The 12,224-nt window shown below is 59.3% G+C and carries 12 protein-coding genes; 3 read left to right on the forward strand and 9 right to left on the reverse strand.

The annotated features are described in order from the left end of the window. Window positions 1-5 precede the first annotated feature (5 nt). From ABWH92_RS16755 to ABWH92_RS16770, 4 genes are all read right to left on the reverse strand, one after another. On the reverse strand, window positions 6-707 hold the full coding sequence (locus ABWH92_RS16755) for a phosphatidylserine decarboxylase (protein ID WP_375570318.1): 702 nt from the start codon (window positions 705-707) through the stop codon (window positions 6-8). A gap of 83 nt (window positions 708-790) precedes the next feature. Continuing rightward, a complete protein-coding gene (locus ABWH92_RS16760) occupies window positions 791-2,725 on the reverse strand; it encodes an ABCB family ABC transporter ATP-binding protein/permease (RefSeq protein WP_375570319.1) in 1,935 nt (644 codons plus the stop codon). A gap of 5 nt (window positions 2,726-2,730) precedes the next feature. Next, a complete protein-coding gene (locus tag ABWH92_RS16765) occupies window positions 2,731-3,099 on the reverse strand; it encodes an ArsR/SmtB family transcription factor (RefSeq protein ID WP_375570321.1) in 369 nt (122 codons plus the stop codon). Between the two features lie 72 nt (window positions 3,100-3,171). Further along, the gene (locus ABWH92_RS16770; protein WP_375570323.1) at window positions 3,172-4,995 is read right to left on the reverse strand and encodes a LysM peptidoglycan-binding domain-containing protein; all 1,824 of its coding nucleotides are present in this window, start codon (window positions 4,993-4,995) and stop codon (window positions 3,172-3,174) included. Between the two features lie 124 nt (window positions 4,996-5,119). Here ABWH92_RS16770 and ABWH92_RS16775 point away from each other — a divergent pair, with 124 nt between their 5' ends. After that, window positions 5,120-5,725, forward strand: coding sequence for a TIGR00730 family Rossman fold protein (locus ABWH92_RS16775; protein ID WP_375570324.1), 606 nt, complete (start codon window positions 5,120-5,122; stop codon window positions 5,723-5,725). Between the two features lie 2 nt (window positions 5,726-5,727). Here the strand turns inward: ABWH92_RS16775 and ABWH92_RS16780 are convergent, their stop codons facing one another. From ABWH92_RS16780 to cysS, 5 genes are read right to left on the reverse strand one after another with little or no spacing between them, the layout of a single operon-like run. Then, a complete protein-coding gene (locus ABWH92_RS16780; RefSeq protein ID WP_375570326.1) occupies window positions 5,728-6,234 on the reverse strand; it encodes a GNAT family N-acetyltransferase in 507 nt (168 codons plus the stop codon). A gap of 16 nt (window positions 6,235-6,250) precedes the next feature. Continuing rightward, window positions 6,251-7,882 carry a citramalate synthase gene (cimA, locus tag ABWH92_RS16785; protein WP_375570328.1) on the reverse strand — a complete coding sequence of 544 codons (1,632 nt, stop codon included), beginning with the start codon at window positions 7,880-7,882 and terminating at the stop codon, window positions 6,251-6,253. Then, window positions 7,879-8,343 (reverse strand): GFA family protein, encoded by a 465-nt coding sequence (locus ABWH92_RS16790; RefSeq protein ID WP_375570330.1) that lies wholly within the window; start codon window positions 8,341-8,343, stop codon window positions 7,879-7,881. Before ABWH92_RS16790 ends, cimA begins: the two co-directional genes overlap by 4 nt. Continuing rightward, the gene (locus tag ABWH92_RS16795) at window positions 8,340-8,813 is read right to left on the reverse strand and encodes a GFA family protein (RefSeq protein ID WP_375570332.1); all 474 of its coding nucleotides are present in this window, start codon (window positions 8,811-8,813) and stop codon (window positions 8,340-8,342) included. Before ABWH92_RS16795 ends, ABWH92_RS16790 begins: the two co-directional genes overlap by 4 nt. Continuing rightward, window positions 8,810-10,207 (reverse strand): cysteine--tRNA ligase, encoded by a 1,398-nt coding sequence (gene cysS / locus ABWH92_RS16800; protein ID WP_375570334.1) that lies wholly within the window; start codon window positions 10,205-10,207, stop codon window positions 8,810-8,812. The genes ABWH92_RS16795 and cysS overlap by 4 nt, the downstream gene beginning before the upstream one ends. 415 nt (window positions 10,208-10,622) lie before the next feature. On the opposite strand from cysS, the gene ABWH92_RS16805 reads away from it, so the two are divergent. Next, window positions 10,623-10,850 (forward strand): hypothetical protein, encoded by a 228-nt coding sequence (locus ABWH92_RS16805; RefSeq protein WP_375570336.1) that lies wholly within the window; start codon window positions 10,623-10,625, stop codon window positions 10,848-10,850. Window positions 10,851-11,000: 150 nt separating this feature from the next. Beyond that, window positions 11,001-12,131 carry a DUF2865 domain-containing protein gene (locus tag ABWH92_RS16810; RefSeq protein ID WP_375570337.1) on the forward strand — a complete coding sequence of 377 codons (1,131 nt, stop codon included), beginning with the start codon at window positions 11,001-11,003 and terminating at the stop codon, window positions 12,129-12,131. Window positions 12,132-12,224: the final 93 nt, after the last annotated feature.

The raw sequence follows: 12,224 nt of genomic DNA on the forward strand, positions 1-12,224 counted from the left end.
CCGCATTAGCTCGTCCGGTGAAAGCGTTCGCCAGAGGACGTTTGTCCAAACCGTGCAATCACGGTTTCACCGGCAAGGGTGCGCTGGTCCATGGCCACGTCTACCTTGGCACCCTCCGGCAGATAAACGTCGACACGGCTTCCGAAACGGATCATGCCGATGCGCTCACCGGCTGTCACACTGTCGCCTTCGGCGCTCCACGCCAAGATGCGCCGCGCGACCAATCCTGCGATCTGCACGGCGGCCAAAGGACCGTGCGGGGTGTTGAACACGAAACCATTGCGCTCATTTTTCTCGCTCGCCTTGTCGAGATCGGCGTTGAAAAACGCCCCCTCCTTGTAGGCAACCTTGGTGATGGAACCCGACACGGGCGCCCTGTTCACATGCACATCGAACACGTTCATGAAAATGCCCACCATGCGCATTGGCTGATCACCAAGGCCGAGCTCTGGCGGTGGCGCACGGTGGCCGACAAAGCATACGCGTCCATCGGCAGGGCTTATCACCAAGCTATCATCAACCGGCGTAACCCGTGCAGGATCGCGGAAAAAGAGGATGCACCAGATCGTGAGGCCCACACCGATCCAGAACAGGCTGACCGACAAAAAGCCGAGTGCCACCGACGCAAGCGCGAAGAGGCCGATAAACGGATAGCCCGCCGGGTTGATTGGCGGGATGGCGGTGCGGATCGATTGGGCAATGCTCATGAAGGGTTGAAACTCATTAGAACAGGGGGATTGCCGGTCCTACCGGGTTCGCTCGCCCCTGTCGAGAAAACTGCGATATAGGCCTAAGCCAAGCTCGGCTCGCCCGCCCGTGGACCGCGATCAATCACACCCTCAACATCCTGGGCGCGGGTTTCGGCCAGTTTCTTTTCGGCTTCACTGGCTTCACGCTGGCGGTTCCACATGGTGGTGTAGAGACCGTTCATCGCCAGCAGCTCATCATGGGTGCCACGCTCGGCAATCTCGCCAGCTTTCAACACGATGATCTCGTCGGCATCAATCACAGTGGAGAGCCTATGGGCGATCAAAAGTGTGGTGCGGTCTTTGGAAACAACATCCAGCGCTGCCTGAATCTCTTTCTCAGTCTGTGTGTCGAGCGCCGACGTGGCCTCATCCAAGATAAGGATGGGTGGTGCCTTCAGCAGCGTGCGGGCAATGGCAACGCGTTGCTTTTCACCACCGGAGAGTTTTAGGCCACGCTCACCGACTTGGGTTTCAAACCCGTCAGGCAATTGCTCAATGAAGTCGGCGATCTGGGCCATACGAGCAGCCTCGTGCACCTCTTCTTCGCTGGCCGATGGACGTCCATAGCGAATGTTGTAGGCAATCGTATCGTTGAAGAGGACCGTATCCTGCGGCACCATTCCGATCTGCTGACGCAGGCTCGTCTGGGTTACGTCTTTAAGGTCTTGCCCGTCGATGCTGATTGATCCCTCGCTGACATCGTAGAAGCGGTAAAGCAGCCGCGAGATGGTCGACTTGCCGGCACCCGACGGTCCGACCAGTGCCACCTGTTTGCCCGCTGGCACCTCGAAGGAAATACCTTTGAGGATCGGTCGATTGGGGTCGTAGGAGAAACGGACATCCTCAAACCGTATGGCACCGCCGCTCACATCCAGCGGCAGGGCATCGGGGCTATCTGTGATTTCCGGGTTCTGGCGCAGCAGATCGAACATGGTTTCCAGATCGACCAAACCCTGTTTGATCTCACGGTAGACAAAGCCCAAAAAGTTCATCGGCTGCCAAAGCTGCAACAGAAGCGCGTTGATCATGACGAAATCACCAAGCGTCTGGGTGCCGGCCTGCACCGCTTGGGCGGACAAAATCATGCAGGCGACCAGGCCGATGGTAAAAATGAAGGTTTGGCCAAAGTTGAGCGTTGCCAGCGACGTGAAGGTTTGCGTGGCCGCCTTTTCATATTTGGCCATCGCCCCATCAAAACGGCGGGCCTCCATAGCCTCATTGTTGAAGTACTTCACCGTCTCGTAGTTGAGCATTGCATCGACGGACTTGGTGTTGCTGTCGGTATCGGCCTCGTTCATGGCGCGGCGGATGGCGATGCGCCAATCGCTGGCGACCTTGGTGAACCAGATGAAAGCAACCACGATGGCAATCACGATGCCCGCATACGTCCAGTCGAACTGGTAGGTAACGACGGCAATCATCAGCGCGAACTCTAAGATCGTCGGCACTGCCGTCAGGATCAGGAAGCGGATGATGATCTCAATGCCCTTGGTGCCACGCTCAATAATGCGCGAGAGACCGCCTGTGCGCCTTTGAAGATGGAAGCGCAGCGAGAGGCGGTGAATATGGCCGAATGTTTCGTTGGCGAGGTTGCGCACGGCGTGCTGACCAACCTTGGCGAACAGGGCATTCCGCAGCTCATTGAAGCCCACCATCATCAAGCGGCCAACGCCATAGGCCACCACCAGCATCATCGGTACGATCAGCCACTCTGGGACGCTGGCAGGCGCACCCAGTTCACCGGTGAGCGAGTCTGTGAGCCATTTGTAGCTGTAGGGCACCAGGACCGTGACAAGCTTGGCAAGCACGAGGATGAAAAGCGCGATGTAGATGCGCAGTTTCAGATCAGGCCGATCTTTCGGCCAGATATAGGGGAAGAGAACTTTGAGCGTATCGGCCATTGCGCGGTCATCCACTGACAACGCAGGCTTGTTGGCTTCAGGTTTGTTGTGGGGGGAATCTGCGGCAATCGCCATAGGGCTCACGCCTTCTCAAAAGGTTCGTTGGCTGGCCGCACCGATGTCGAGCCAACAGATGTAAGGTTGGCAAATGCCGCCAAAGCGCGGTCAACGGCTTGGGCATTCACATTGAAATAGCTTTCCACGCCGCAGGCGGTGCGGGTGACAAGACCCGCATCAACCAAAACGCGGAGATGTTGAGAGACGGTGGATTGCGCAAGCGCCATATCGCGCTGTGAAAGATCGCGCACAAGGTGACCGCAACAGCAGGGTTCCGCCGACAGAGCGCGCAAGAGCGCCAGACGCGCAGGGTGAGCAAGCGCCTTGGCTATGCGGGCCAACGCTTCATCATCATGCACGACGGGAGTGAAATGCTGTGTCCGGGCATTCATCGTCATCTAACGATGAAATAGGGGCGCGCGGCGTCCGCGACAACCCCTTGTGTGGCGGCGAAACGGTTGCCGCTAGTTTTGCGCGTCGTCAGAGCCTGGGATCTGATCAGGCTCCAGCGCTTCCACTCCAGGCACGGCGCCCCACTCTTCTTGTGGGGTTGGCAGGTCGAACACCTGGCCTGGGAAGATGAGTGCTGGATCACGGATCTGATCACGGTTGGCATCATAGATCGACGTGTAGCGGATACCCTGACCGAAGACACGGCGCGACAGGCGCCAGAGATTGTCGCCACGGCGGATGATCACGCGACCGGTATCGAGCACTGAGACGCGCTCATTGCTGGCGGCCGGTGCTGTGGTGGCAGCGACCTCTGTCTCATCGGCCGATGTTGCGGTGGTTGACGTTGCCGGGGCCGCTTCTGACGTTTCGGTGGACGTCGCCGCGCTTGCAACCTCAGCGGCTTGCTCCACCGCATCGGCAACCGCTTCTTGGGTGGCTTCAACAGCATCGCTTGCCGCTTCGGCAACAGTGGTAGCTGTTTCAGCGACGCTTTCGGCGGCATCTGCTACGGCTTCACCAACAGCGTCAGCGGCAGCGTTGGCTGTCTCTGCCACCACGTCAGCCGTCTCAGCCGTGGCGTCTGCCATCTCGGTGTCAGACATACCATCGCCGGTCGTTTCTTCTCCCGCCATATCGTCGTTGGCCACATCGTCGGCTGACATGTCGGCATCTGCCATCTCAACCTCGGCTGCTGTGCCAGGCATATCGAACGGCACTTCAGCACGCGCGATCACGTCCGCCGACCCGGTGTCAAGCGCATCAGCGCGCACGGTGACCTCGCCTACGGCATCGTTAAGAACACCCTCGAACAGGTAGCGGCCTTCTTCACCGGTGACAGTTTCGCCAAGCAGTTCGTTGTCCTGGTAGAGACGGACAACGGTGCCAGGTGCAGCTGCACCGGCAATCCAAATCTCCTGACCTTCCAGCTCGATGGCATCCACAACAACAAACGGGGAAGCCTCTGCCTCTGTTGATGTTGTTGGCTCAGTGCGCGCAGCCGTTTCGACCTCGGCGGCCTCGGTTGTATCAGCGACCTCCGAAGCAACCTCTGCTGCTGTTTCTCCGCTGGAGGCGACATCAACCTCAGGTGCTTCACGTTCAATGATTTCGACCGGCTCACCGGGACGCAGGACGCCAACAAGGAAACCAGCTTCATTGCCTTCTTCTGGCAGTACAATCGCAACCTGCTCGTCCGACTGCGCCTCGCGGTTGCCGTCTTCATCGATCACGACAACTTCCAGCGTACCTTCGCCGGTCGGCAGGGCTTCTTCGGGCACAAGCACGAAATCCCCGCCCTCGGTCACTTCGGCTTCGGCAACGACCTCGTCATTGTAGATCAGACCAACGCGCTCACCTTCAGGCGCGTTGCCCGCGATCAAAACATCGCCCGTCGGCTCAACCCGCACAACATCAAGCACCGGCGTGGTGCCAGGCTCAGAGGCCTCTTCGGGCATATCGTGGCCAAGGTTTTGAAGAACTTCGCCAGCTGCTTCTTCGCTCAGCGCAGCCATTTCTTCGGTGACAGCCTCACTGGCCGTCTCGGCAGTGTCTGTGATGGCATCTACGGCGCCTTCGACTGTCTCAGCAACTGCATCAGCGGCACCCTCGACAGCTTCGGTGACGGCCTCAGCGGTTTCTTCCAACGCTGTCTCGGCAGCATCAGGAACGAGCGCGAGCGGTTCGGTGCCAGCCTCAGCTTCACCTTCTTCGCTGCCAACAGCTTGTTGCGTTGCAGCATCAGGCTCACCGAAATAATCGCCCAAATAGGTCGATCCAAGATAGAGCGCTCCGCCAACCGCCAGCAGGGCTATGGCTCCTACGACACCAGAGTTCATCACATTTCCTTCATACAGCCCGATTCTGTTGGGTTTAGTACCGTTTTGCAGTGCACGCAAGGAAGGCCATTGGCCAGGGATAACGGTGGTTGACGCTTGCTTTGCCCAGTGTCACTCAAGAGCCATGAGCAAATTGACTTCAGTGTGCGTGTATTGCGGCTCACGCACCGGCGAAAATCCCGCCTACGAACGTGCCGCCCAAGGCCTCGGCGAGGCGTTGGCCTCTTCCAACATACGGCTTGTCTATGGCGGCGGATCGGTCGGCCTTATGGGAACGGTCGCACGTGCCTGTCTGGATGCGGGCGGCAAGGTGACCGGTGTCATCCCCCGTTTCCTGGAAGAACGCGAGGTGATGCTGCGCCGTGTCGAAGATCTGGTGATCACCGACGACATGCACGAGCGCAAGCGCCGTATGTTCGATGAGGCGGACGCTTTTGTCGCGCTGCCTGGCGGGATCGGTACGCTGGAAGAAGTGGTGGAGATGATCACCTGGGCGCAGCTCGGCCGTCACAAAAAGCCGGTGCTGCTTGCCGATATTGGCGGGTTTTGGGGACCACTGACCGAACTCATGGATCACATGATCGACGAAGGTTTCATCACCCAGCAGACCATGATCCGCTATCTGATCACGGAAGATGTAAGCGAGATCGTACCCAAATTGCGCACCGAGGTCGCCGCGTTGTCAGAGGCGGCCCTGGAAGGCGACGAGGAAACGCTTGAGCGCTTGTAGACCTACTCTGCCCAGAGTTTTGGATCGTCCCAAACCTTTGGGACTTTCAACTGCCCCCCGCCCAGCTTTTCATCACCCAAAGCTAAGGATTGCCAGGCGCTTGCCCATTCTTTTGGCAAAGGATGCGGCGGGAATAGGTTTGCCTGAGCTACAAATCCGAAACGGCCATAATAAGCTGGGTCACCGAGGACGAGGACCCCAGCAACACCTTGTTTTCGCAGGCGCGCCAACCCTTCGCGCACTAGGGCGCCACCCCACCCCTGCTTCTGCCAGTCTGGATGGATCGCCAGCGGTCCAAGCAGGGCAAGTGGTTGGCGATCGCCCTGGATTGTGCATGGCGTGAAGGCGACATGCCCGATGATCGCACCAGACTGGTCGAGCACGAGCGACAGCACATTCGGCTCCACCGCCAGGTCGTGCACCAAGGCCAGCAAGTCCTCGTCAGGAAAGGCTGCCGGGTAGAGCACCTCCAAACCTGGAAGGTCAGACGTGTTGCTCTCGCGTGCCATGGGACAGGTCACGAGCTTACTCCGCCGCCGGGGCCATCATCAGCCCATCCGCGCGCATCAGCTTGGTGGTGATGGAGTCTTCCAGCGCTTGGAAACTGGCATCGACGATGTTTTCTGACACGCCAACCGTGTACCAGCGCTCGCCCGTGGCGGTGTCTTCGCTCTCGATCAGAACGCGCGTTATAGCTGCCGTCCCGGCGTTGAGGATACGCACCTTGTAGTCCACCAACTCCAGCGACTCGATCACCGACTGGAAGCGGCCAAGGTCCTTGCGCAGGGCATTGTCCAGCGCGTTCACCGGCCCGTTGCCTTCGGCGACCGACATCAGCCGCTGCCCGTCAACGTCCACCTTCACCACCGCCTCAGAGAGATCGATCTCTTGACCCAGCGCGTTGAAGCGACGCTCGACGGCCACCTTGTAGCTTTCCACTTTGAAGTAGGTCGGCACAGTGCCAAGTCGGGCCATGGCAAGCAGCGCCAGTGAGGCATCGGCGCCTTCATAGCTGTAGCCGGCTGCTTCGCGCTCCTTCAGCTCTGCAAGCAGATCGTTGAGACGGGAGTTCTTCGGGTCGCACACTATCCCAAGTCGGCCAAGTTCGGCGAGAAGGTTGGATTTGCCAGCTTGGTCCGACACCAGAACCCGTCGCGTGTTGCCCACTACAGCAGGTGGCACATGTTCATAGGTCTCCGGCTCTTTCAGCACGGCCGAAGCGTGAATACCGGCCTTGGTGGCAAAGGCGCCAGCGCCAACATAGGGCGCATGACGATCCGGCGCGCGGTTTAAAATTTCATCGAACGTGCGGCTGGTGACGGTGAGCTTGGAAAGCTGCTCGGGTGTAACCCCTATCTCAAACTGGCTGGCATAGGGCTCTTTGAGCATCAGCGTTGGGATCAGGCTGGTGAGGTTGGCATTGCCGCAACGCTCTCCAATGCCATTCAGCGTGCCCTGGATTTGCCGCACGCCCGCGCGCACCGCCGCCAGCGCGTTCGCAACAGCCTGCTCGGTGTCGTTGTGCGGATGGATGCCGAGATGCGTGCCCGGCACCTTTCCCATTACGGTTTTGACGATGGCTTCGATCTCATCGGGTTGCGTGCCGCCATTGGTGTCGCACAGCACCACCCAGCGCGCGCCCGACTGGTAAGCGATTTCAGCGCAAGCCAGGGCATACTCAGGATTGGCTTTGTAGCCATCGAAGAAATGCTCGCAGTCCACCATTGGCTCTTTGCCAGCGGCCAGCGTTGCCATCACACTGTCCTGAATGCAGGCGAGGTTCTCTTCGTTGGTGGTTTTTAGCGCCACCCGCACATGATAGTCCCAGCTCTTGGCCACAAAGCAGATGGCATCGCCCGCTGCATCGATCAGCGCTTTCAGGCCCGGATCATTGGAGGTGGAAACACCCGCGCGCCGCGTCATGCCAAAGGCGGTAAAGGTGGCATTCTGGGTTCGCGTTTCTTCGAAAAAGGCGGAATCGGTGGGGTTCGCGCCCGGATAGCCGCCCTCAACATAGTCCACGCCCAACTCATCGAGCATGCGCGCGATGGTGATCTTGTCGTCCAACGAAAAATCGATGCCGGTCGTCTGCTGGCCGTCACGGAGCGTGGTATCGAAGAGATAGAGGCGTTCTTTTTGATGTGTTTCTTGGGTCATTGTTTTGGCTCCCACGTTTCTGTGTCGTGGTCGGGGTGCTGGTGCGAGATGATGCGCGCGTTCCACGCATCGTTTTCCTCACGGCGTTCAGGAGCCGCATCGGGAATGGTGTTCAGGCACATCACCACCTCGTGGCGATCATTGGTGTTGGCGTGGTACTCAATGGGCACGATGGATGGGTCGTCCATCGTGCCGATGACCACCTCGACGATCTCATCGGTCTCAAGCGTCAGCGGCGTGCCGCACTTGGTGCAGAAGCCGCGATTGGACAGGTTGGATGAGGCGAACAGACCGCGCTCACCGCGCGTCCATTCGAACCCTTCCACTTCGACCAGAGGCAGAAAATAGTTGCCCACTGCCTTTTGGCACATGCGGCAATGGCAGATGCTCGCTTTACCAAGCGTCTCGAAACGATAACGCACGGCGCCGCATTGGCAGCCGCCAGAGTAGGGACCGATCATCGTTTCACCTGCCAGTTCTCTATGTCGCGATCAGGATGCTGGTGGTTTGTGGCCGTGATCACCGGCGACAGATCATCCTGGCCGATCTCATCAGACGGGAGATCGCAAAGCGCCTGGAAAAAGGGGACGCGGCTTGCCTCACCATCATTGGCGGCGGGCGGCAAAGCCGCTGGATCATCCAAGCTGCCCAGCGTGAATGCCACGCCCTCTTCGGATATCGGGTCATAGAACAGCGGCGTGCCGCAAGTTGAGCAAAAGCCGCGGCGGATCGGGTCAGACGAGTGGAACCAAGACGGCGCGCCGCGCGAGATGGTGAGCATGTCGCCAGGCGCCCAGGCCAATGGCAGAAAGTAGTTGCCGGAGGCTTTCTGGCACATGCGACAGTGACAGAGATGGGGCGTTTCGGGCGTGCCGGTCACGCGGTAGCGCACCGCGCCGCATTGGCAACCACCGGAGAGCGAGGTGGTCATCGCTTCACTTCCCACGTCGTTGTGCGTTCTCCGGTTTCCGGGTCTTTGCCGTCTTTCAACGCGATGCCACGGCCTGCCAATTCATCGCGGATGCGGTCGGCATTGCCCCAGTCTTTGTTCGCGATGAAGCCCAGGCGGGTGGCGACTTCTCGGTCGATGACTTCCGCTTCCGCCGGTGAGAGATCAACGCTGGGTGCTGCTGCCTTGGCAACGCCCAAAACGGCAGCCGCCGCTGCAAAGCCTGCGGTATCACGCGTGCAAAGCCGCTGCATGCCTTGCAAGGCGGCCGGTGTGTTCAGATCGTCGAGCAGCGCTTCAAACACATCCGGCGGGCACGGTGCATCGCTTGGCTCCGGTTCCGGCCATTTGGCCATCAAGTTTTCCGCTTCCTCCAGTCGCTTGACCGAAAAATCCATCGGTTCGCGGTAGTGCGTCATCAAAAGGGCTAGCCGTACGACTTCACCCGGCCACTTTCGCCCGCCCACCTTTTCGGTGTGCAGCACATCATGAATCGTGACGAAGTTGCCCTCGGACTTGGACATCTTCCGCCCTTCGACCTGCACAAAGCCATTGTGCAACCAAGTGTTGGCCATCTTGTCTGTCCCGTGGGCGCAGCAGCTTTGGGCGATCTCGTTTTCATGATGCGGGAAGATGAGGTCGAGCCCGCCACCGTGAATATCGAACGTGGTGCCCAGATGGTGGGCGCTCATCACTGAGCATTCGATGTGCCAGCCCGGACGCCCCCTGCCCCACGGGCTGTCCCATCCCGGTTCCTCGGCGGAGGACTGCTTCCAGAGCACAAAGTCACCAGGGTTCTTTTTATGGCCCTCAACATCGATACGGACCCCCGCCTTCTGCTCATCCAGATTGCGTTTTGAGAGCGCGCCATAGCTGGGCCCGGATGATCCGTCCATGCTCGCCGTGTCGAACAGCACCTCCTGGCCTTCATCACCCTCAGCGACATAGGCGTTGCCCTTGCCGATCAGTGTTTCGATCATGGCGATCATGCCGGGGACGTGGGCGGTGGCGCGTGGCTCGTGCGTCGGTTCAAGGCATCCCAGCGCAGCCAGGTCCGCGTGGTACTGCACAGTTGTTTTTTCGGTCACTCGCGCAATGGCGTCGTTTAACGGCAGATCGGGGAAGTCTCGCGCTGCACGGGCGTTGATCTTGTCATCCACGTCGGTGATGTTGCGAACATAGGTGACGTGATCCTCGCCGTAGACGTGGCGCAGCAGGCGGAACAACACATCAAACACCACGGCAGGCCGTGCATTACCGATATGGGCAAAGTCGTAGACCGTCGGCCCGCACACATACATGCGCACATTCTTGTCATCGATCGGAACGAAGAGTTCCTTCGAGCGTGTCGCGGTGTTGGTGAACTGCAAAGTCATTGTGCTCGTTCCATCGTAGAAAGCGTTACAGGTGTAACGCACAAGAGGTTAGCCCGCCGCTGGCGAGGAACCGTTTCAGTAGGATGGGAGCAAAACGGGGCCGTGCCAGCGGTGAGTGCGCTAGCTGCAAATCTCCACAATGCTAATGGCTGCCATTAGAGCAGCTTCAGCAGGGCTTTGATAATCATACGGCCTAAACATGGCCTTTTCCCTGCCGTGTTTTGGGCAAACTCGTCAAGCCTTAATCCTTTTATCAGTGCAGGTGTGCAACGTGTCGTGATCGATGCAGGCGGACCGAAGGTGTGATGAACAACACGGCGCGCCCAGTGGGGCTGGTGCAGTGTGCCGAAACTTGAGATCCGCAACCGGCAACCTCCGCCAAGAGAGGGGTCGGTCGATCAGGGAAGGTAGTGCCATGAGTTTGACACACGAAGAAAGCCTTTTGTTTGCAACGCTTTGGCTGAAAGTCAGCGAGGGCGCTGTGCTCGAATTGGACGACGCGTCTGAGGTTGCCACTTACACAGCCAAATGCACAGAACAGGGCCTTACACCCTGTGCGCGCGAGCGCTTGCCGCAGTTTGACACGCGCCCTGCCAAACGCCCGACCTCGCACAACGAGCATCATTCATCTTGGGTTCATTAAGGCCCTGATACCACCACATGGTCGATTGCCACGGTTTGGCCAACCTTTGGCTAACCCTAGGTGGCTAGGATGAACCTATCGGCTGCTGGCGCGTTGAATGATCAACCCGTTTCAGCATTCTGATATGGCAACCGCGAGGTGGATGAGCACGTGACGGCAACAGCCCATCACGATTGGAAAAAGGCCTTGAAACGCCAGGCGTTGACGCTTGGAGCGGCTGTTTTCGCGCTCGGTCTTGGCTTTACCTCTCAAGCTCACGCTCAGAACTCGTGCGCGCGTATTCAAAGCGAGTTGGCGGCGCTCCATAATGGCGGCGGTGGCGGATCGAGCCAGCTGCAACAATCCATCAATCAGCAAATGCGCGAGATGGCCCGCGCGCAAGGCGCATTCGACCGGTTCCAATGCGCCTTTGGTGCTTCACCGCAATGCGGTTCGATTGTGGCGACGCTCAATCAGATGCAGGCCAATCTGAACCAGATGCAGCGCCAGCTTGCACGCTCCGGCGGTGGGGGCGGTCGCGGTGATCCACGGCGGATTGCTGAGCTGGAACGTGCATTCGCGACGCAGTGTGGCCCCGGCCAACGACAGATTCAGCAGCAGGCACGTCAATCGGTACAGCCAGGCAATCTGCTGGAAGCGATTTTCGGCATCCGCTCGCAACCGACCTATGTGGCGCGGCGCCCCGATGATCCGTCAGGTATTGTGATGCCTGGCCAACCGCGCACCAGAGGCTTTGATCGTCCCGGTGAGTTCACCCGCGAGCCAGAGTTTCGCCTGCGAGGCAACACGTTTCGCACCATGTGCGTGCGCACAAGTGACGGATTTTATTGGCCAATCAGCTTTTCCACCACGCGCGACCGGTTCGATGAAGATCGCAGTCTCTGTGCCGCCATGTGCCCTGGGACGAGCGTTGAGCTGTTTGCCTATCGCAACCCTGGCCAACAGGTCGATGCGATGATGAACACGCTCACCGGCGAACCCTACACCACGCAAAGCTATGCCTTTGCGTACCGGGAAAATTTCGACCCCGACAATCGCTGCACGCCCTCCGCGGTGGTGCTGGAGGAGTTGCGCGCGTCGACCCGGATTGCGGCTGCCCCAACCGGCCCACAGGTGCCGCAGCCAACCGCGCGACCCGATATGGCCAGCGACCCTGAAACCCGCGCCTTGGACGATGCCGGGATGAGCTTCTCAGCGCTTGGCCGCCTCACCCGCCCGGAACAGGATGGTGAGCAAGTGGTACGCCGGGTTGGTCCGAGCCACGGCTACTTCGACAACTAAGCGACATCACGATCTGAGGCGGACGAACAGCAGACGGTCTTCTTCTCGTCCGCTCTTAGTCCGCCAAATTGAGCGGACCGTCCGCTTGAATTC

The organism is Ahrensia marina, from assembly GCF_042140245.1.
Taxonomy (GTDB): Bacteria; Pseudomonadota; Alphaproteobacteria; order Rhizobiales; family MH13; genus MH13.

What these genes read in the sequence shown, in the direction of transcription:
- ABWH92_RS16805 (WP_375570336.1), top strand. Translation starts at nt 10,623, where the DNA reads ATGAGTTTGACACACGAAGAAAGCCTTTTGTTTGCAACGCTTTGGCTG.
- ABWH92_RS16775 (WP_375570324.1), top strand. Translation starts at nt 5,120, where the DNA reads ATGAGCAAATTGACTTCAGTGTGCGTGTATTGCGGCTCACGCACCGGC.
- cimA (WP_375570328.1), bottom strand. Translation starts at nt 7,882, where the DNA reads ATGACCCAAGAAACACATCAAAAAGAACGCCTCTATCTCTTCGATACC.
- ABWH92_RS16790 (WP_375570330.1), bottom strand. Translation starts at nt 8,343, where the DNA reads ATGATCGGTCCCTACTCTGGCGGCTGCCAATGCGGCGCCGTGCGTTAT.
- ABWH92_RS16765 (WP_375570321.1), bottom strand. Translation starts at nt 3,099, where the DNA reads ATGAATGCCCGGACACAGCATTTCACTCCCGTCGTGCATGATGATGAA.
- ABWH92_RS16760 (WP_375570319.1), bottom strand. Translation starts at nt 2,725, where the DNA reads ATGGCGATTGCCGCAGATTCCCCCCACAACAAACCTGAAGCCAACAAG.
- ABWH92_RS16770 (WP_375570323.1), bottom strand. Translation starts at nt 4,995, where the DNA reads ATGAACTCTGGTGTCGTAGGAGCCATAGCCCTGCTGGCGGTTGGCGGA.
- ABWH92_RS16795 (WP_375570332.1), bottom strand. Translation starts at nt 8,813, where the DNA reads ATGACCACCTCGCTCTCCGGTGGTTGCCAATGCGGCGCGGTGCGCTAC.
- cysS (WP_375570334.1), bottom strand. Translation starts at nt 10,207, where the DNA reads ATGACTTTGCAGTTCACCAACACCGCGACACGCTCGAAGGAACTCTTC.
- ABWH92_RS16755 (WP_375570318.1), bottom strand. Translation starts at nt 707, where the DNA reads ATGAGCATTGCCCAATCGATCCGCACCGCCATCCCGCCAATCAACCCG.
- ABWH92_RS16780 (WP_375570326.1), bottom strand. Translation starts at nt 6,234, where the DNA reads ATGGCACGCGAGAGCAACACGTCTGACCTTCCAGGTTTGGAGGTGCTC.